This is a genomic window from Acidisphaera sp. L21 (assembly GCF_009765685.1).
Classification (GTDB): Bacteria; Pseudomonadota; Alphaproteobacteria; order Acetobacterales; family Acetobacteraceae; genus LMUY01.
On record NZ_LMUY01000020.1, the window covers coordinates 84,131 to 102,887 of the forward strand.

Genomic DNA, 18,757 nt, shown 5'->3' on the forward strand with positions numbered 1-18,757 from the left:
AGAACTCTCATGAGCACAGCCATCGAAGGGCTAACCCGGACCGAAGCGGAGGAGCGGGAGTGGCAACTCCGCTGCGACCTGGCCGCGGTGTTCCGCGTGTTCGCCAAGCACGATTGGAACGAGCAGATCGGCAACCACATCAGCGTCATGCTGCCGGGTGAGGGGCCGCCACGCTTCCTCATCAACCCGCGCGGCTATTTGTTCCAGGAACTCCGCGCCTCCGACCTCATCATCTGCGACCTGCAGGGCAAGGTGCTGCAGGGCGACGGCGAACTCCGCCTGGTCGCCTTCAACATCCACGTGCCCATCCACATGAAACACCCGGACGCCGCCTGCGTGGTCCACATCCACCCCCCGAACCTCACCGCGCTCTCCCTGCTGCAATCCGAAATGACGCTCTCCCACCACAACAACCTGCTGCTGAACGACCGCACCATCTACGACCCGGCGGGTGACGCCCCCGCCCATGCCAGCGAGGAGGGCGAGCGCATCGCCGGCCTGCTCGGCCCCGGCAAGACGGTCATGATCATGCGCGGGCACGGCGTCACCGTCGTCGGACCCACCATCGCCGACGCCTTCGACGAATGCTTCATCGCCGAGCGCACCGCGATGTACCAGGTCACCGCCATGTCCACCGGCCGCCCCATCCATGTCCTGCCCGACTCTGCCCGGCGCCACTGGCACGGCCCCTGGGGCGATCGCATCGACGCAAGGCTACACCTAAACGCCTGGCGCCGGGTTCTGGACCGCGAAGGCTCCGACTACGCCGGATGATGAAGCTCGGCCTGTCGATCCGCCAACTCGGCTACCACGCCGGCGCCTGGCGCCACGAAGACGTCCCCGCCGCCGGCGCCATGGACATCGACCACTACGTCCGCGTGGCGCAAATCGCCGAGCGCGGCCTGCTGGACATGGTCTTCCTGGCCGACGGCGTCGCCCTGCGTCAACGCGACGAGCCGCCGGGTTCGCTCAGCCGTTCCAACCAGAACGTGGAACTGGAACCACTAACCCTACTCTCCGCCGTGGCGATGATGACCCGGCATGTCGGCCTGGTCGCCACCGCCAGCACCACGTACAACGAACCCTACCACGTCGCTCGCAAATTCGCCTCGCTGGACCACATCAGCCGCGGCCGCGCCGGTTGGAACGTCGTCACCTCCTGGTCCCAGGCGGAGGCGCGCAACTTCAACCGCGAAGAGCACCTGGACTACGACGCCCGCTACGACCGCGCGTCCGAGTTCGTGGAGGTGGTGAAGGGCCTGTGGGATAGCTGGGACGCCGACGCCTTCGCGCATGACAAGGCAACCGGCCTGTTCTTCCACCCGGACCGCATGCACGAATTGGCGCATAAGGGCGACCACTTCCAGGTCCGCGGCCCGCTGACGGTCGCGCGTAGTATCCAGGGCCGCCCGATCATCGTCCAGGCCGGCACCTCCGAACAGGGCCAGGACATCGCCGCCGCCAGCGCCGATATCGTCTTCACCGCCATGATCGATCTGCAACCCGCGCAGGCTTATTATGCCTCCGTCAAAGGCAGGCTCGAACGCCACGGCCGCGCCGCCGCCGACTTGCTGATCCTGCCCGGCCTATTACCCGTCATCGGCCGCACCCAGGCCGAGGCGGAGGATAAATTCGCCCATCTGCAAAACCTGACCCACCCGCTGGTTGGCCTACAGAACCTCTACGGCCCGATGGGTGACCTGTCCGAATACGATCTGGATGGCCCCGTGCCGGAACCGAAGGACCCGGAACTGCGCAGCCGGGCCAAGGTGCTGCTGGACCTGGCGCGCCGCGACAACCTCACCATCCGCCAACTCTACATGCAGGCCAGCGTCGGCCGCGGCCACCGCAGCGTCATCGGCACCCCGGGCCAAATCGCCGACACCATGCAGGAATGGGTCGAGGCGAAGGCGGCCGACGGCTTCAACATCATCCCCGCCCATCTCCCCGGCGGAGCCGAGGATTTCGTCACCGAAGTGGTCCCGGAATTGCAACGCCGTGGTGCGTTCCGTACGGCCTATGAGGGCCGGACATTGCGCGAAAACCTCGGTCTGCCGCCGCCGACCAGCCGGTACGCCGCCACGGAGGCCTGATGATGCGTTGGTTCGCCCTATTGCTGCTACTGGCCCTCCCGGCGCGGGCGGAGTCCGTGCTGCAGATCGCCGCCTCCGCCGACCTCACCGGGCTGGACCCGATGGGCCCGGCTGCCACCGGCACCTACATTCACGGCATGCTGGTCTACGACACGCTGTTCGCGCAGACCGAAAAACTCACCATCCGCCCGCAAATGGTCGGTGAGGAAATTGTCGCCCCCGACAAACTCACCTACACGATGACGCTGCGCCCCGGCCTGCTATTCCAGGACAACACGCCCGTCACCACGAAGGACGTCATCGCCTCGCTCAAGCGCTGGATGACGTTGGACATCGTCGGCCGCACCCTGGCCATCGACGTCGCCAGCATGGAGGCGGTGAACGAGCGTACCTTTATCATCCACATGAAGCGCCCCTTCCCGGTCGAGCAGGCGCTGGCCAATAGTGGCAGCGGCCTCGCCGTCATCATGCGGGAAAAGGAGGCGACGGGCGGCGTCTTCACCCGCAATACAGCGATCATCGGCTCCGGCCCGTTCCGTTTCCTGCCCGATGAATGGGTGCCCGGCGACAAATTCGTCTACGCCAAATTCGCCGGCTACGTCCCCCGGGCCGAGCCGCCGGACGGCCTGGCCGGTGGCAAGATCCCGAAGCTGGACAAGATCGTCTTTCACGTCATGCCCGACGCCTCGGTCAAATCCTCCGCCCTGCAAACCGGCGAAATCGACTTCATCGACGCGCTCGCGTTCGACCAGGCGGAGGTGCTGTCCAAACGCCGCGGCATCACCGTCGGCCGCCTGTCCGACACCTACAACACCTTCTTCATGCGCCCGAATGCGCTATTCCCGCCGTTCAACAACCCCAAGGCGCGCCAAGCGTTGATGCTCGCCATCAACCAACCCGACTACATGGCCGTCTCCTTCGTGAAGCCCGATTGGGGCCAGCCCTGCCTTTCCTTCTTCGTCTGCGGCAGCCCCAACGGCATCACCACCGGGTCCGCCCCCTACGCCCACCAGGATTTCGCCCGCGCCAAGCAATTGCTGGCCGACGCCGGCTACAAGGGCGAGAAGGTGACGCTGATCAACTCCCACGAAACCCTGTTCGTCGGCATGGCCGGCGATTTCGCCGCCGATAACCTCAAGCAGATCGGCCTCAACGTCGACACGATCGAGAGCGACTGGGGCACCTTCATGACCCGGCGCAACAACAAGGCCGAGCCGGACCATGGCGGCTGGAACATCTTCATCACCAGCGTTTCCGGCAGCGGCACGTTCTCCCCGCTCAGCAACTCCATCGCCGACACCACCTGCGGCGCCCGCAACTTCGCCGGTTGGACCTGCGACGAGGAAGCCGCCAAGCTTCGCGACGAATGGATCCACGAACCCGACCTGGACAAGCAGCGCGCCGTGCTGGAAAAGCTCAGCGCCCGACTGTGGGAGGTCATGCCCGCCATCATGCTCGGCCAGCGCGCACAACTCTACGCCTGGCGCAACAACATCACCGGCTTCGTCCACCCGCCATCGCTGGTCACGGTGTTCTGGAACATCGAGAAGGCGGCGTCGTAGGTCCAGCCTCAAACGCGGCGCGCGCCCCAGGGGTAGGGCGCCAATCCTTCCACCAATCCGGTGACGGAACGCCGGACCGCGGTGCGAAGGGTGAATTGGCCGAGCGGCAGGGTCGGCGCTTGCTCCAGCCCCAGCCGGCCGAGTTCGGCCGCCGCTTTCTTCTGCGTCGCCTCGTCCGGCGCGTACAGCCATGTGTCGGTCAGTGCCTCCGCCCGGTCGTTCTTCCACCAGCCGAACCACCCCGCCGCCCCTTGTCCGCGGATCAACGGGGACATCGCCGGGTTGCCGTAGGTGGTGGCACCGCCGGTGGTGTGGAAGATGCTCCAGCCGCCCTTCTCCACGGGTTCGCGGGAATTGCGGCGTTGGATCACCGTGCCCCAATCGCTCTCGTTCAGGTCGACATTCATGCCCGCCTGCTTCAGTGCATCCGCCGTCACCTGGCCAAGCGCGCCGATATCGGGGAAGTCGGTCGGATTGATGATGACGACGCGCTGCCCGCCATACCCGGCTTCCTTCAGCATGGCGCGGGCGCGGGCGATGTCGCCGGGCATCAGGTCGGCATTGTCGGCATAGTATGGGGTGTATTTCGGCCACAGGCTGCGCGTCTCGGTCCAGGCGCTGGTGTCGTCGCCCTCGGCAGCGCGCATGTAGTTTTCCTGGATGACGGTCACGCAGGCGGCCCGGCGCAGCTTCACGTCATCGAACGGCGCCTGCAGGCAGTTAAACCGCGCCAGGGATAGCCGCCCCGTCTTGTCCAGCACCTGCAACCGCACGTTCGGGCTGCGTGCCAGCATCGGCAGCAGATCGACCTGCGGGCGCTCCCACCAATCCACCTCGCCATTGATCAGTGCGGCGGAGGCGGTGGCGGCGTCGGGAATGATCACCCATTCGACGCGCTGGAAATTGGCGATCTTGCCGCCCGTGGCATAATCGGCGGGCTCCGGCCGCGGCACGTAGCCGGCGAATTTCTCGTAAACGACCTTGCTGCCGGAATTGTATTCGCTGGCCACGAAACGGTACGGCCCGGAGCCGACCATTTCGCCGATCTGCTTGTTCGGGTCGGTCTTGGCCAGGCGCTCCGGCATGATGAACGCCGCGTTCTCCGGCTTGCCGATCGCCGCCAGCAGCAGCGGGAACGGCCGCTTGAGCTGAATTTCGAAGCTGCCGTCATCGACGACCCGCCACTCCTCCACCACGGCGGCGAGCAACTGGCCGAATGGGTCACGCGCCGCCCAGCGCTTCAAGCTCTGCACGCAATCGGCGGCCCGCACCGGTTCGTTGTCGTGGAACTTCAAACCGGGGCGCAGGCGGATGCGCCACAATGTCCCATCGGCCGACACCTCATGCCCTTCTGCCATCTGCGGCAAAGGCTGCCCGAGCCGATTGGTCGAATACAGCGTGTCGAACACGTAGTAGCCGTGATTGCCGGTCACCGTCGCAGTGGTCCAGATCGGGTCCAGCGACGTGAGGTTGGCCTGCGGCACGAAGCGCAGCGTGCTCGCCCTCGTATCCTGCGCCAGGGCAGGGGCCGCCAACAGCCCCGCGCTCGCCACCAAGAAACTGCGTCGTTTCATCATTCTGCGCCTCCCGATGGCTGGCCGACCATATCATGCCCCGTCATCGCAACAAGTTGGCCCTCCTTGGCCTGCCGCCGCCGCGCCACCGAGGACCGCAGCCAGACATCCAGCAGCAACACCACCACCGTCACCGCGATCAGCAGCGTGCTCACGGCAGCGATGGTCGGCTCCAACTCCAGCGTCAGGCTGTTCCAAATCCGCACCGGCAGCGTCTGCCCCTGGATCCCCGACACGAACAGCGCAATCACCAACTCGTCGAACGAGGCCAGGAACGCGAACAGCGCCGCCGACACGATGCCCGGCGCCGCCAGCGGGATCACCACCCGCCGGAACACGCCCCACCGGCTACAGCCATGCACCATCGCCGCCCGCTCCAACGCCGGGTCGACGGCATGCAGCGCCGATTGCGTCATGATCAGCACCACCGGCAGCGCAATCACCGCATGGGTCACCGCCAGCCAAACCCGGTTACCGATCAGCCCCAGCCGCACCGATAGAAAATAGATCGCGATCGCCGTCACGATGCTCGGCACGATCAACGGGATCAGCGTCAGCGACATCAGCACCGACCGCGCCGCAAATCGCCCCCGCACGAACGCATACGCCGCCAGGAACCCCGTGCCGGTCGCCAACACCGCGCACATGCTGGCCACCTCCAGCGAGTTATACAGCGCCGACCGCCACCGCCCATCGCCAAAGAACCGCACGTACCACCGCAACGACAAACTCTGCGGCGGAAAACTGAGATACGCATCCCCGCTGAACGAGGCGATCACCACCACCGCAATCGGCCCCAACAACAACAGGCACAGCAAGCAAACCGCCGCCCACCCAACCCGCCTCACGCCGGGTTGGCCCGGCGGATGTCGGCGAACCGACTGTACACCGCGTACACCACCATCGTCACCGCCAGCAGCACCAGCGACATCACGGCCGCGACCGGCCAGTTATTCGCCTGTTCCACCTGCCGTTCGATCAGCATACCAACCATCATGTCCTCCGGCGCGCCCATCAGCGCCGGGGTGATGAAGAAGCCGATCGCCAGGATGAACACCAGCAGCGACCCGGCGATCACCCCATGCAGTGTCAACGGCAGGAACACGCGCAGGAAGATCCGCGCGCCCGACGCCCCCATCCCCGCCGCGGCCTGCAGCAGCCGCATATCCACACTGCGCATGGCACTAAACAGCGTCAGCACCATATAGGGCAGCAGCACGTAGGTCATGCCTAATATGACCGAGCCGCGATTATACAACAGCGACAACGGCCCCTGCGTCACCCCAATGGCCTGCAGCGCATTGTTCACCACCCCCGTCCGCCCCAGCAGCACCATCCAGGCATAGGTGCGCACGATGACGCTGGTGAAATACGGCAGCAGCACACTGGCGATCACCAGCCGAAACATCAGCCCCTTCGCTCGCGTCAACGCGAACGCCAGCGGATACCCGATCGCCAGGCAACACAACGTCGTCGCCAACGAGATCTCCCCCGTCACCAGCATCGACCGCTGCATCGCCCGCGACCCGGCAATGGCCAGCGCCTCCGACAGGATCTCACTGCCCGAGCCCAATTCCCCCAATGCGTTCCCCAGAAACCATCCTAGCGGCAGCAGGAACACCAGCCCCAACAACAGCGCGCTCGGCAGCAGCAGCAGCCACGCCAGCAACCGCGGCAGTGGCATCAGGCAGCCAGCAGCCGGCTATCCGCCGCGGCCCAACTCACGATGGCCGCCGCACCCGGCACCAACGCCTGCATGCCGGGCCCGTTGGTGGCGTCCACGGTCATCACCTGGTCGCCACCCACGTCGATTTCCGTGCGGATCAGCGTTCCCAGGAACGAGCTGCGCAACACCCGCCCGCTCAAACTATTCTCGCTACCCGCGCCCAGGCGAACTTTCTCGGGCCGCACAAACAGGCTCGCCGCCCCCGGCGTCCCCACATTCGCGGCAGCCAGATACGTGCCATCCGCCCGCCGCAACGCTGCGCCCTCCGCCACCCCGGCGATCAAATTCGACTCCCCCAGGAACCGCGCCACGAACGCATTCACCGGCCGCTCGTAAACCTCCCGCGGCGCCCCCGCCTGGATCATCCGGCCGCCTTCCATGATGGCGATGCGGTCGGACAAATTCATCGCTTCCTCCTGGTCGTGGGTGACGAAGATCACCGTCATCCCCAGCCGGCGCTGAATATCCGCGATCTCGGTCTGCATGTGATACCGCAGATTCTTGTCCAGCGCCCCCAGCGGCTCGTCCATCAGCACGATGGCGGACCGTGCCACGATCGCCCGCGCCAACGCCACGCGCTGCTGCTGCCCGCCCGAGAGTTGGCGGCCATACCGCCGCTCCATCCCCTGCAGCCGCACCGTCGCCAGCGCCTCCATCACCCGCGCCGTAACATCTTTCTGCCCCCGCGCGCGCAGCGGAAACGCCACGTTCTCGAACACGTCCAGATGCGGGAAGATAGCGTAATTCTGGAACACCATCCCCAAGCCACGCGCCCGCGGCGCCGCTCGCGTCATGTCCTGCCCACCCAGCAGAATGCGCCCGCTATCCGGCACCTCGAACCCGGCGATCATCGACAGCGTCGTGCTCTTCCCGCTGCCCGACGGCCCCAGGATCGTAAAAAACTCACCCGGCGCGACCGCGATGGACAAATCCTCCACCGCCGCCACCCCGCCAAACCGCTTGCTGACCCGTTCCAGCGCCACCGCGCCTGCGGTCATCCCAGAACCCAGTTGGACCAGGCCTTGGTCACCCGATCACGGTTATCCTCCCACCAATCGATCTTCTGGTAGAACCCCAGATCGCGGTATTTCGGTCCACCCGGCATGATGTCCAACAAATCCTGCGGCAGCATCGCGTACGCCTTGGTGTTGGACGGGCCGTAGCGCAATTCCTTCGCATACCCCACCTGCGCGGATGCCTGGCTGGCATAATCCACGAACAATTGGGCGCCTTTCGGGTTGCTGGACAGTTTGGGCACGCCATAGGCCTGAACCTGGATCATGTTCTGGTTCCACTCGATTGCCAGCGGCGCGCCCTTGTCGATCAGCGTCTGCACCCGGCCATTCCACACGGCGCTCAACACCACTTCCTTGTCCGACAGCATCTGCGCCGACAGCGCCCCCGTATCCCAGAATTTCGGCACCGCCGGCCGAATGCGCGTCAGCGATTTGAACGCGCGATCCAGGTCGATCGGGTATAATTTGTCCGGCGCCACGCCATCGGCAATCAACGCCAATTCCAGTGGCGGCTGCCCGCTGCCCATATCCGGCAGGCTGCGTGGCCCGGGAAATGCTTTGATGTCCCAAAATTCCGCCCAGTTGGACGGATGCTTATCCGGAAACGCCTGCTTGTTGTAAGTACTGACGGTCGCATAGACATAGCTGCCAACCCGATACGGGAATTTCAACTCCTTGATGATCTCGTCCGGATTGCCGTATTTCCACGACGCATAATCGATCGGCAGCAGCGCCCCCAGCCGCTCCAAATTCAGCAGCCCGCTATCCCCGGTGTCGATGATGTCGAACTCGGCCCCGCCCGCCTTATACATCGCGATCAGCTTGCTCATGGTCGCCGCGGCGGTAACGACCTCGATCCCCGTCGCCTTGGTAAACCCGTCATAGACGCTACGCCGCATGATGTCGTCGTACACGCCGCCGGTCGTGCGGATCACCAATTGCTGCGCCGCCCGCGCCGGCCGCCAGATGAACGGCGTCGCCAACGCCCCCGCAATCACGGCCCGGCGTCCAGTCACGATCGGCTTCGTCATGAGGTGCTTCCTTATTCGATATTTATGGCCAACCCGGCTCGCGCCACCCATCCAAGCGATCACGCAACCTGTACAACCCACCAACGACAGGCATGAACCAAGGATTCCCGCGATACCCCCGCATCGTCGGAAAGGGCAGGCGGGAGAACGCGGACGGACGATTACCCCGCCCCAGAATCTGCCGCGCCGCCTGCCGCCCCAAATGCGTCATCGTCACCACCCCGCTGCCATTGCAACCCAGCGCGTAATGCACCCCATCCTGGACCCCCACATGCGGTAGAAAGTCGAACGAGAACGCGACATTGCCCTTCCAGGCATGGGTAATCCGCGTACCAGCCAGCGCCGGAATCAGATGCAGCAGAAACCGGTGCAGCCGCGCCCCCGCCCGCCGTACATCGCTATCCACGAAACTCGCCCGACCCCCGAACAAAATCCGGTCGCCAGCAGGCGAGGGCCGGAAATAGTACAACACCTTCTTCGTATCGCCATACACCCGCAGCTTCGGCAGCAACTGCGCCACCCGCTCCCGCCCCAACACCTCGGTCGCAATCATATAGCTGCCCACCGGGATCAGCCGCCGCTGCTGCCACGGCGTCACCCCGCCAGTATAGCCATTGGTCGCCACCATCAGCGCCCCAGCCTTGATCTCCCCAGCGGAGGTGCGAACCCGGAATCCACTGCCCTCGGCACCATACCCATCCACCGACACGCCCCCGTGCAGCGAGGCCCCAGCCTCCTCGGCCACGCGCGCCAGTTCCTGCACGTATTTGCCGGGATGCAGCGACCCGGCGCGCTGCACCAGCAAACCCCCGTAATAACGCTCGGTCGCCAACTCACTGCCGACGTCCCCGCGCGGCACCAACTGCGCCTCCCCGGGCCGCGCCCGGTTCAGCATGTCGCCCCGAACCGCCAGCGTTTGCATCGCCTTGGCGGAGTGCGCCCCGGTAAACCGCCCCGTCCGCCGATAATCGCAATCCAGACCCTCACGCTCGATCAGCTGCTCGAAATCGTCGAAGGATTGCTCGCCTTCCTCCACCATCGCGGCAAGGATCTCGGGGTCCACCGCCTCCTGCAAATTGCTGCGGGACCGCCCCAGCCCGGACGCCCCCGCCAGCGCGCCGCCATTGCGGGACGACGCACCCCACCCGATCGGCTCCCGGTCCAGCACCACTGGGCGCAACCCACCGCGCGCCAACTCCAACGCCGTCGACAACCCCGCAATCCCGCCGCCAATCACCGCAACATCCGCCTCGGCCGGAATCGCGTCGGATCGCCGGGTCGGCGGCGCCGCCTCCCACCAGAACGGGCGCTCGACGAAGTCCGGGGCAAAGATCGTATCGCTCATGCCGCCAGCATTCCCGGTTGGGCGTCCCCTGCCAAGTCTAATCTCGGCACCGCATCATTCCTGGCCCCAAAATTGCTTGTCCGGACAACAGGGCAGGAACCGCAACCGATCGACAGAGCGCTGCGACCCCAAACCGGGCGCGGCCATGCTGGGAGCCGTCCGTCATGTTCGCATTACGAGTTCTCGCCGCCGCCGGCGCCCTTGCCCTGGGCATCGCAACCGCGCGGGCGGAGGCCGTCGTCACCGTCGCCATGACCGCCGGCGACATCCCCATCACCAACGGCATCCCCGACCAAGGCTCGGAGGGCATCCGCTTCGTCGGCTATTCGCTCTACGACGCGCTCGTCGGCTGGGATTTGTCCCACAGCGACAAACCGGCCGACATCGTGCCCGGCCTCGCCACCAAATGGGAAATCGATCCCGCCAACCCGAAGCGCTGGGTCTTCACCATCCGCGAGGGCGTGAAGTTCCACGACGGCTGCGGCTTCGACCCCGATGCCGTGGTGTGGAATTTCGACCGCCTCACCAACCCGAAAATCCCGCAATTCGACCCGCTGCAATTCGCCCTGGCCCGCACCAGCCTCACCAACCTCGAAAAATATTCCAAGCTGGACGATCACCACGTCGCCTTCGACATGAAAATCAAGGACAGCCTGTTTCCCTACGAAATCGCCACGATGTTCATGGTCAGCCCATGCCGGGTGAAGGAGACGAACTACAGCCCCGCCGCCTACGCCGCCAATCCCGCCGGCACCGGCCCCTACAAGTTCGACAAGATCGTCCCGCACGAACGCCTCGAACTGGTTGCCAACAAGGATTACTGGAACAAGGCCCGCATCCCCAAGCACGACCGCCTGGTGCTGCTGCCGATGGCCGAACCCGGCACCCGCGTCGCCGCCCTGCTCAGCGGCCAGGTGAACTTTGCCGAAGCGCCCCCGCCCGACGCCATCCCGCGGCTCAAAAGCGCCGGCATGAACGTCATCACCCTCATCTATCCGCATAACTGGGGCTACCAGCTCGACTTCACCAAGAAGCCGTTCAACGACATCCGCATCCGCCGCGCCGCCAACTACGCCATCAACCGCGCCGACATGGTGGACCTGATGGGCGGCACCGCCATCGCCGGCTACTCCACCGCCCCGCCGGGCCACCCGTTCTACGGCAACCCGATCAAATACGAATACGACCCGGCCATGGCGACCAAGCTGCTGAAGGAGGCCGGCTGCTACCCCTGCGCCATCAACTTCGCCATCTCCAGCAGCGGCTCCGGCCAGATGCAGCCACTGCCGATGAACGAGCTGGTGAAAAGCAATCTGGACGCCGTCGGCTTCAAGACTACCATCACCGTGATGGACTGGAACGCCCTGCTGGACGTCTCCCGCCAGGGTCCGGAGAAATTCCCGCAATACGCCGGCATCAACGTCAGCCGCAGCCTGCCGGACGCGTTCATGGGCCTTATCCGCCACGTTTGGACCCCGCAATGGTCGCCCGTCGGCGGCAATTGGGGCCATTACTCCAACCCGAAGATGGACACCCTGATCGAGCAGGTGCTCGGCGAATTCGACGACGCCAAGCGCGCCACGCTCATCAAGCAATTGCACGACTACATGAACGAGGAAGCGGTGATGATCTGGGTCGCCCACGACCTGAACCCGCGCGCTCTGTCGCCCAAACTGCACGGCTTCGTGCAGGCGCAGAGTTGGTACCAGGACCTCACCCCCATCACCGTCTCACCGTAGGAGCTGCGGCCATGAACTACTCACCATCCCGCATGTCAGCCGACCCGGCGACCTTCTCCGCCTCGCAAGCCGCCGCGTTGCTGAAGACCAAGCAACTCTCCTGCGAGGAATTGGTCCGCGCCTGCCTCGCCCGCATCGCCGCGCGCGACCCGGTGGTGAAGGCCTGGCTGTCGCTCGACCCCGATTATGTCATCGCCCGCGCCCGCGCCCTGGACAAACTCCCGCCCACCGGCGCACTGCACGGCTTGCCCTGGGGCGTGAAGGACGTGATCGACACGTTCGACTACCCCACCACGCAGAACTCGCCGATCTACGACCAGCTCAAGATCGGCCGCGATGCCGCCTGCGTGGGCGTCGTGCGCGGCTCCGGTGCCCTCATCCTGGGCAAGACCGACACAGTCGAATTCGCCTCCAGCGGCCGCAAGGCCCTGTCCACCAACCCGTACAACCCGGCGCACACACCCGGCGGCTCGTCCTCCGGCTCCGGCGCCGCAGTCGGCGACTACCAGGTGCCATTGGCCTTCGGCACGCAGACCGGCGGCTCCCACATCCGCCCCGCCTCGTTCAACGGCATCTACGGCCACAAGCCGACCTGGGGCCGGGTCAGCCGCGAAGGCGTGCGCATGTCGTCCATGACGCTCGACACCATCGGCTGGTACGGCCGCAGCGTGGACGACCTCATCCTCGTCGGCATCGTCTTCCGCATCGCAGAGGACACGACCCCCATCACCGTGCGCGGCCTGCGGATCGGCCTGTGCCGCAGCCCCGTCTGGCATGCCATCGAACCCGGCGGTGTCGCCGCCCTGGACAGCGCCGCCGCCAAACTCTCCGCCGCCGGCGCCATCATCGAAGAGTTGGTGCTGCCCGAACCCTTTACCCGCATGCACGCCGCCCACGCCGCCATCATGGCCGGGGAGGGCGCTGCCTCCTTCCTGCCCGAATACGTCAACGCCTACGAAAAACTGGCCCAGCCCCTGCGCGACCGCGTCGAAAACAGCACCGGCAGCACACCCGAACAATGGCTGCAGGGTTACGCTCTGGCCGACCGCTGCCGGGTCGAGTTCGACGCCCTGTTCGGCCCCGCGCTCGACGTCGTGCTCACCCCCAGCTCCCCCGGCGAGGCGCCCGAGGGCCTGCACACCACCGGCAACGCGATCTTCAACTCGATGTGGACGCTGCTGCACGGCCCGAATGTCGGCATCCCTTCCGGCCGCGGCCCCAAGAACCTGCCAGTCGGCGTCACCCTGGTCGGCCCCCGCATGTCCGACTCCCGCCTGCTGGCCATCGCCAAGGCCCTCGCCCCGATCATCGACACCGACGAGGCCGGGCGGCTCAGCCAACTTTGGGGATGACCTTACCGGCCACCGATCAATCGTAACTTGCAACGAAATCCGAAAACCCTCACCATCATGGCCTCAGGACCCTGACGGCCGAGGGCGATCGGATGATGTTGCCTCCGTTGTTCCACGTAACCCAGGCGCTCGGCGCCACGCAGTCCGATGGCGACGAGGCATCCGGCAGGATCAAGTTCCGCCTGTTCTTCCCTGCCGGTTTTGACCCCAACATCACCGAGATCCGCGCCGCGGGCGATTTCCAGCCCCAACTCGGCGGAGTTGTCTGGGACTTTGCCAATGGGTTCGCCCTCACCAAGACCACGCAGGCGGAGGGGGATTTCTGGGAATTCGTCTCCGCCACGCCGATCCCCAGCGGTTTCTATCAATACAAATACCAGGTCACCTTCACCGATGGCACGGTGCGCAAGGTCACCGACCCCTATGCGCGTTACAGCGGCACCGACAGCCAGAACGCGGGCGTCGTCATCGGCGGCAGCCGTGCGTCGGATAACACGGTCTCGCCGCTGCCGCTGCGCAAGCCCTTGCGCGACCTGGTGGTCTACGAGATGCACCCCGGCGACTTCACCGACGAATATCGCGGCCTGCGCGCACCGTTCGATGCCGTGCGCGACAAGCTGCAATACCTGGTCGCTCTCGGGGTCGAGGCGATCCTGTTCATGCCTTGGACAGCCTGGCACAACAAAGACTACGATTGGGGCTACGCGCCGTTCCAGTATTTCGCCGTCGAATACGCCTACGCCAACGACCTTGCCCGGCCAAATGAAAAGCTATCCCTGCTCAAGCAGCTGATCGACGAGTGCCACAAGGCCAATATCCATGTCATCATGGACGGTGTGTTCAACCACTGCAGTGAGGATTTTCCTTATAAGCAGCTTTACCGGAACGACGCGGACTGCCCCTACACCGCAGGCCCTTTCGGCGGCACGTTTCCTGGCCTGCAAGACCTCGACTTCAACAACGACTGCACGCAGGCCTTCATCCGCGACGTGTGCCTCTACTGGATCAGCCAATTCGGGATCGACGGCATTCGGTTCGACAACACAGTGAACTACTATGTCGCCGGCAATCCGCGCGGCATTCCCCAATTGCTGTCCGACATCCAGTCCTACGTGACCGCGAACGGGCAATCCAACTTCTCCATGACCCTGGAACATTTGGATTTGAGCGCCGCCGCGCTGGTCAACAGTTCGGACGCCACCAGCTATTGGGACAATCAGCTTTACGGCGAATGCTTCTTTCAGCTCTATAACGGCGCCATCAATCCCGTCTATCTGGCGGCGCTCAACAACTCGCAATACGTCAACGGCCCCGGCAAGATCGCGACCAGCTATCTCAGCAATCACGACCACTCGGCCGTCGCCTGGCAGGCCGGCGCGAAATTCAGCGAGGGCGCGTTCCGGTGGTATCGGACGCAACCGCATGCCATCGCGCTGTTTACCAGTTCAGCCGCACCGCTCATCGCCAACGGTCAGGAATTCGCCGAGGATCACTGGATACCCGAGGACGACCACGGGACCGGCCGCCGCATCCGTCCGCGTCCGCTGCGGTGGGCGGAGGTCACGGACGGCTACGGCGCGCCACTCCTCGCGCTCTACACGCAGCTATTCCAGATCCGCAAGGCGCATCCCGCGCTACGGTCGCAAAACTTCTACCCGCCGACCTGGAACCAGCCGCAACGCGACGCGGACGGCTTCGGCGTTGATGTGGCGCAGCAGGTCGTCGTGTTCCACCGCTGGGGCACCGGCACGGCCGGCACGCTCGAGCGTTTCATCATCGCCCTGAACTTCTCCGACCAGGCGCAGCCGGTGGAACTGCAATTCCCGGCGAATGGCGCCTGGGCCGATCTGTTGGCTGCCACGTCGGTGACCGTCGCGAACTTCCGCCTCACGCTGACGCTAGAGCCGAATTGGGGCCATATCTTCTTCTTGGGCTAGGTCCCTGGGCTAGGTCATTGGGCTAGGTCACTCTCTCGCCGCGTCCACCGTCGACAGCCGCGTGGCCAGCAGGGCGTAGAGTGCCGCGGCCGGCGGCGTCAGCGTCTGGTTGCGCCGCCGCACCAGCCCGATGGACCGATGGATCACCGGGTCCACGATCGGGATCTCCACCAGCCCCGTCGCCACGCGGGTCGCCTTCATCGTCGCCGGCAGAATCGCCGCGCCCACCCCGGCCGCCGCCAGCGCTACCGCCGTCGGCGTCGTTTCCACCACGAAGCGCCCGCGCGTCTCCAACCCGGCGCGCGCCAGCTGCGCCTCCACGATCCGGCGGTTCCCGCTCGCCCCACCCAGCGTAATCAGGTCGACGCCCACCAGATCCGGCCAGGCGAGCGTGCTGGCCGTCGCCAGCGCGTGGTCCCGGCTGCATACCAGCACGAACGGGTCCCGCATCAGCAGATCCTCCACCAGATCCGATTGCGGCTCCTGCTGGATGTGAATGCCGAAATCCGCCTGGTTCTGCCGCACCGCCTCCGTCACCATCCCGCCCGAGCGTTCCAGCACCTGCACCCGGTTGTCGGGATAGGCCTGCGCATAGATCCGCAACACCTGCGGCAGTTGGTGGAACGCCACCGATTGCAGGGTCGCCACGGTAACCTCGCCCACCGCCAGCCGGGCCGTCGCACGCAGCCGATCCAGCCCGTAGGTCAAATCCACCACCAGCCGCGCCGCCAGCGGCAGGAATTCCCGCCCCACATGCGTCAGCTGCGTCGCCCGCGTCGTGCGGTCCAGCAGCTTCACGCCGATGAACGCCTCCAGCCGCTGGATACGCCGGGTCAACGCCGTCTGCGTGATCCCCAGCTTCTCGGCGGCCCGGCTGAACGTGCCGAATTCAGCGATCTCCACGAAGGCATGGATGCCGTCCATCGGCAGTTTCATGCGCTTTTGTCATCAACTCTTGCCATTTATGCATTTTACGCCCCATTGGATTTGGGACACAAACAAGGACCGGATATCCTGTCCGGACAACAACAAGACCAGCCATGGGAAGAATTCCAGAGCGATGCTGATGCGCAGCAAGTTGTTTGTCCCGGGGTCGCGCCCCGAGTTGTTCGCCAAGGCCGCCGCCTCGGCCGCCGACGCCTTGTCCTTCGACCTGGAGGACGCCGTCGCGCCCGGCCGCAAGGCAGAAGCCCGCGCCGCGCTGTCCCACTTCCTGCAGGATGGCGCAGTCGCACCCGGTAAGCTCATCGTGGTGCGCGTCAACGCGGTCGGAACGCCGCATTTCGCCGACGACATGGCGGCCGTGGCCACCCCACGCCTCGACCTCATAAACCTGCCCATGGTGGAGGACGCGGCCGCCGTCACCCAGGCCGCCGCCCTGCTGGACCGCATCGACCCGGCGCAACGCATCCGCTTGCTCGTCAACATCGAAACCCCGATGGGCTTGCGCAAGGCCGCCGAACTCGCCGCCGCCCACCCCCGGGTCGCCGGCCTGCAGATCGGATACGCCGATTTGTTCGAGCCGACCGGCATCGACCGCCACGACCCGGCAGCACTCGCGCATATCCGCATCGCCATCCGCCTCGCTGCCGCCGAGGCCGGGGTCGCCGCCTATGACGGCGCCTATGCCGTCGTGAAAAACCCCGACGGTTATCGCGAGGAGTGCGAGGCCGCCCGCCGCCACGGTTTCGCCGGCAAAAGCTGCATCCACCCGACGCAGATCGCCATCGCCAACGCCGCCTTCATGCCCACGGCGCCGGAAATCGAACGCGCCCGCCGCATCATCGCCGCGGCGCACGACGCGGAGGCAAAGGGCATCGGCGCCTACCTCGTCGACGGCCAGATGATCGACGCCCCCTTTCTCGCAAGCGCGCGCGCCGTCGTCGCCCTGGCGGAAAGCCTCGGAGTGGGGGCCTAATCCCACCAATCGCCATCAAACGAAGATCGTGAGGAACATCATGCCAAACCGGGGAAACGCCTGCCGGGGAGCCACATAATGGACCAGCAAGTAGCGCCGCCCCGCACCTCCCGCGGCTTCAGCGCCATGTCCACCTACGTGTTCGAACGGCTGATGCCGGACGCGTTCGTGCTGGCCATCGGCCTCACCGCGCTGGTCGCCGTGGTCGCGATGATCTTCGCCCCGCACGGCACGCTGCCGGTCATTCTGTCATCTTGGTATGGCGGCATCTTCGGCATCCTCGGCTTCGCGTTCCAGATGATCCTGGTCCTGGTCACCGGCCACGTGCTCGCCCATGCCCCCATCATCCAGCGCCTGCTGCGCGCGATGGTGTCGTACGTGAAGACGCCCAACCAGGCCGTCGCGATGACCTTCCTGGTCGCCGCCTGCGCCTCCTGGCTCAACTGGGGCTTCGGCCTGGTCATCGGCGCCGTCCTGGCGCGGGAAATCGCGCGCCAGGTGCGTGTGGACTTCGCCTGGCTCGTCGCCGCGGCCTATTCCGGCTGGGTCATCTGGGGCAGCGGCCCCTCCGGCTCCATCCCGCTCTCCCAGGCCTCGCACGGCAGCCCGCTGAACATCGTCGAGAAGATCACCGGGCACATCCTGCCCTTCAGCGACTCGATCTTCACCACGCTCAACCTGGTCCCGACGCTCATCATCGTCGTGGTGATGCCGTTCGTGTTCATGCTCATTCGCCCCCGCGACGACGAGATGCAGGTCTTCACGCCCCCACCGGACGAACCCGCGCCGCCGCATATTCCCTGGTCCGACCTGCCTTTCGCCCGCAAAATGGAACAATCGCCCGTCGGTAGCCTCCTCCTGGTTGCCGCCGGGCTCGGCGTCCTCGGCATGGGCTGGTGGACCGGCACCGCATCGCTCGACATCAACACGGTCATCTTCATCTTCCTCATCGCCGGCCTGGCGCTGCACGGCTCCCCGGTGAACTACGTCAACGCGGTGAAGAACGCGGCCCGCCAAACCGGCGCGATGATGCTGCAATACCCGATCTACGGCGGCATCATGGGCATCATGACGGCCACGGGACTGGCCGAACAAATATCCCGTTCCGTCGCGGCGATGGCCTCGGCGCACACCCTGCCATTCCTCGGCTACATCGCCTCGCTCTGCATCACCTTCGTCGTCCCCAGCGGCGGCGGCCACTGGGCGGTGCAGGGGCCGTTCACCATCCCCGCAGCCCTCGCCCTGCACGCCTCCATCCCCGCCACCACCATGGGCGTGGCGATGGGCGAGGAAGTCGCCAACATGCTGCAGCCATTCTGGGCGCTGCCCGTGGTCGCCATCGCCGGCATCGGCATCCAACGCGTGCTCGGCTTCACCGTGGTGACCTTCCTGGTCGCCGGCATCGTCTACGGCGCCGCCCTGCTTCTCCTGGTCTGAGCCAGGAACATCGGACCAAGAAACATT

At 65.6% G+C, this 18,757-nt stretch carries 15 protein-coding genes; 8 read left to right on the plus strand and 7 right to left on the minus strand.

All coding sequences use genetic code 11. The features are described 5' to 3' along the window. The first annotated feature begins 9 nt into the window (after window positions 1-9). Genes GSQ76_RS05765 through GSQ76_RS05775 form a run of 3 tightly spaced genes read left to right on the plus strand, consistent with a single transcriptional unit; the run spans window position 10 to window position 3,655 of the window. Window positions 10-774 (plus strand): class II aldolase/adducin family protein, encoded by a 765-nt coding sequence (locus tag GSQ76_RS05765; protein WP_158742953.1) that lies wholly within the window; start codon window positions 10-12, stop codon window positions 772-774. Continuing rightward, complete coding sequence (locus tag GSQ76_RS05770; protein WP_158742954.1) at window positions 771-2,093, plus strand: LLM class flavin-dependent oxidoreductase; 1,323 nt, start codon at window positions 771-773, stop codon at window positions 2,091-2,093. Before GSQ76_RS05765 ends, GSQ76_RS05770 begins: the two co-directional genes overlap by 4 nt. After that, window positions 2,093-3,655, plus strand: coding sequence for an ABC transporter substrate-binding protein (locus GSQ76_RS05775; protein ID WP_158742955.1), 1,563 nt, complete (start codon window positions 2,093-2,095; stop codon window positions 3,653-3,655). The genes GSQ76_RS05770 and GSQ76_RS05775 overlap by 1 nt, the downstream gene beginning before the upstream one ends. Window positions 3,656-3,663: 8 nt before the next feature. Here GSQ76_RS05775 and GSQ76_RS05780 read toward each other — a convergent pair whose 3' ends face one another. From GSQ76_RS05780 to GSQ76_RS05805, 6 genes are read right to left on the minus strand one after another with little or no spacing between them, the layout of a single operon-like run. Further along, window positions 3,664-5,232, minus strand: coding sequence for an ABC transporter substrate-binding protein (locus GSQ76_RS05780; RefSeq protein ID WP_335904884.1), 1,569 nt, complete (start codon window positions 5,230-5,232; stop codon window positions 3,664-3,666). Next, on the minus strand, window positions 5,229-6,077 hold the full coding sequence (locus GSQ76_RS05785; RefSeq protein WP_158742956.1) for an ABC transporter permease: 849 nt from the start codon (window positions 6,075-6,077) through the stop codon (window positions 5,229-5,231). Before GSQ76_RS05785 ends, GSQ76_RS05780 begins: the two co-directional genes overlap by 4 nt. Continuing rightward, window positions 6,074-6,913: an ABC transporter permease gene (locus tag GSQ76_RS05790; protein WP_158742957.1), complete on the minus strand. Its 840-nt coding sequence runs from the start codon at window positions 6,911-6,913 to the stop codon at window positions 6,074-6,076. The genes GSQ76_RS05785 and GSQ76_RS05790 overlap by 4 nt, the downstream gene beginning before the upstream one ends. After that, window positions 6,913-7,953 (minus strand): ABC transporter ATP-binding protein, encoded by a 1,041-nt coding sequence (locus GSQ76_RS05795; protein ID WP_158742958.1) that lies wholly within the window; start codon window positions 7,951-7,953, stop codon window positions 6,913-6,915. Before GSQ76_RS05795 ends, GSQ76_RS05790 begins: the two co-directional genes overlap by 1 nt. Then, window positions 7,950-9,002 carry an ABC transporter substrate-binding protein gene (locus tag GSQ76_RS05800; protein WP_158742959.1) on the minus strand — a complete coding sequence of 351 codons (1,053 nt, stop codon included), beginning with the start codon at window positions 9,000-9,002 and terminating at the stop codon, window positions 7,950-7,952. Before GSQ76_RS05800 ends, GSQ76_RS05795 begins: the two co-directional genes overlap by 4 nt. Before the next feature lie 22 nt (window positions 9,003-9,024). Further along, window positions 9,025-10,347: an FAD-binding oxidoreductase gene (locus GSQ76_RS05805; RefSeq protein ID WP_158742960.1), complete on the minus strand. Its 1,323-nt coding sequence runs from the start codon at window positions 10,345-10,347 to the stop codon at window positions 9,025-9,027. A 164-nt stretch (window positions 10,348-10,511) separates the two neighbouring features. Between GSQ76_RS05805 and GSQ76_RS05810 the strand changes: the two genes are divergently transcribed. The 3 genes from GSQ76_RS05810 to GSQ76_RS05820 all read left to right on the plus strand — a co-directional run bounded on the left by GSQ76_RS05810 (window position 10,512) and on the right by GSQ76_RS05820 (window position 15,375). Continuing rightward, complete coding sequence (locus tag GSQ76_RS05810) at window positions 10,512-12,086, plus strand: ABC transporter substrate-binding protein (protein WP_158742961.1); 1,575 nt, start codon at window positions 10,512-10,514, stop codon at window positions 12,084-12,086. An 11-nt stretch (window positions 12,087-12,097) separates the two neighbouring features. Beyond that, entirely contained in the window at window positions 12,098-13,438 is a 1,341-nt protein-coding gene (locus GSQ76_RS05815; RefSeq protein ID WP_216850917.1) for an amidase, read from the plus strand. Window positions 13,439-13,530: 92 nt separating this feature from the next. Next, the gene (locus GSQ76_RS05820; protein ID WP_158742962.1) at window positions 13,531-15,375 is read left to right on the plus strand and encodes an alpha-amylase family glycosyl hydrolase; all 1,845 of its coding nucleotides are present in this window, start codon (window positions 13,531-13,533) and stop codon (window positions 15,373-15,375) included. Window positions 15,376-15,402: 27 nt separating this feature from the next. Here the strand turns inward: GSQ76_RS05820 and GSQ76_RS05825 are convergent, their stop codons facing one another. Continuing rightward, window positions 15,403-16,311 (minus strand): LysR family transcriptional regulator, encoded by a 909-nt coding sequence (locus GSQ76_RS05825; protein ID WP_158742963.1) that lies wholly within the window; start codon window positions 16,309-16,311, stop codon window positions 15,403-15,405. A 130-nt stretch (window positions 16,312-16,441) separates the two neighbouring features. Here GSQ76_RS05825 and GSQ76_RS05830 point away from each other — a divergent pair, with 130 nt between their 5' ends. Further along, a complete protein-coding gene (locus GSQ76_RS05830; protein ID WP_158742964.1) occupies window positions 16,442-17,293 on the plus strand; it encodes a CoA ester lyase in 852 nt (283 codons plus the stop codon). A 78-nt stretch (window positions 17,294-17,371) separates the two neighbouring features. After that, a complete protein-coding gene (locus GSQ76_RS05835) occupies window positions 17,372-18,730 on the plus strand; it encodes a short-chain fatty acid transporter (RefSeq protein WP_158742965.1) in 1,359 nt (452 codons plus the stop codon). Window positions 18,731-18,757: the final 27 nt, after the last annotated feature.

Bases quoted from the DNA above. Each gene is read 5' to 3' on its own strand.
- GSQ76_RS05770 (WP_158742954.1), top strand. From the start codon at position 771: ATGATGAAGCTCGGCCTGTCGATCCGCCAACTCGGCTACCACGCCGGC.
- GSQ76_RS05790 (WP_158742957.1), bottom strand. From the start codon at position 6,913: ATGCCACTGCCGCGGTTGCTGGCGTGGCTGCTGCTGCTGCCGAGCGCG.
- GSQ76_RS05815 (WP_216850917.1), top strand. From the start codon at position 12,098: ATGAACTACTCACCATCCCGCATGTCAGCCGACCCGGCGACCTTCTCC.
- GSQ76_RS05825 (WP_158742963.1), bottom strand. From the start codon at position 16,311: ATGAAACTGCCGATGGACGGCATCCATGCCTTCGTGGAGATCGCTGAA.
- GSQ76_RS05795 (WP_158742958.1), bottom strand. From the start codon at position 7,953: ATGACCGCAGGCGCGGTGGCGCTGGAACGGGTCAGCAAGCGGTTTGGC.
- GSQ76_RS05830 (WP_158742964.1), top strand. From the start codon at position 16,442: ATGCGCAGCAAGTTGTTTGTCCCGGGGTCGCGCCCCGAGTTGTTCGCC.
- GSQ76_RS05835 (WP_158742965.1), top strand. From the start codon at position 17,372: ATGGACCAGCAAGTAGCGCCGCCCCGCACCTCCCGCGGCTTCAGCGCC.
- GSQ76_RS05810 (WP_158742961.1), top strand. From the start codon at position 10,512: ATGTTCGCATTACGAGTTCTCGCCGCCGCCGGCGCCCTTGCCCTGGGC.
- GSQ76_RS05765 (WP_158742953.1), top strand. From the start codon at position 10: ATGAGCACAGCCATCGAAGGGCTAACCCGGACCGAAGCGGAGGAGCGG.
- GSQ76_RS05820 (WP_158742962.1), top strand. From the start codon at position 13,531: ATGATGTTGCCTCCGTTGTTCCACGTAACCCAGGCGCTCGGCGCCACG.
- GSQ76_RS05800 (WP_158742959.1), bottom strand. From the start codon at position 9,002: ATGACGAAGCCGATCGTGACTGGACGCCGGGCCGTGATTGCGGGGGCG.
- GSQ76_RS05780 (WP_335904884.1), bottom strand. From the start codon at position 5,232: ATGATGAAACGACGCAGTTTCTTGGTGGCGAGCGCGGGGCTGTTGGCG.
- GSQ76_RS05775 (WP_158742955.1), top strand. From the start codon at position 2,093: ATGATGCGTTGGTTCGCCCTATTGCTGCTACTGGCCCTCCCGGCGCGG.
- GSQ76_RS05805 (WP_158742960.1), bottom strand. From the start codon at position 10,347: ATGAGCGATACGATCTTTGCCCCGGACTTCGTCGAGCGCCCGTTCTGG.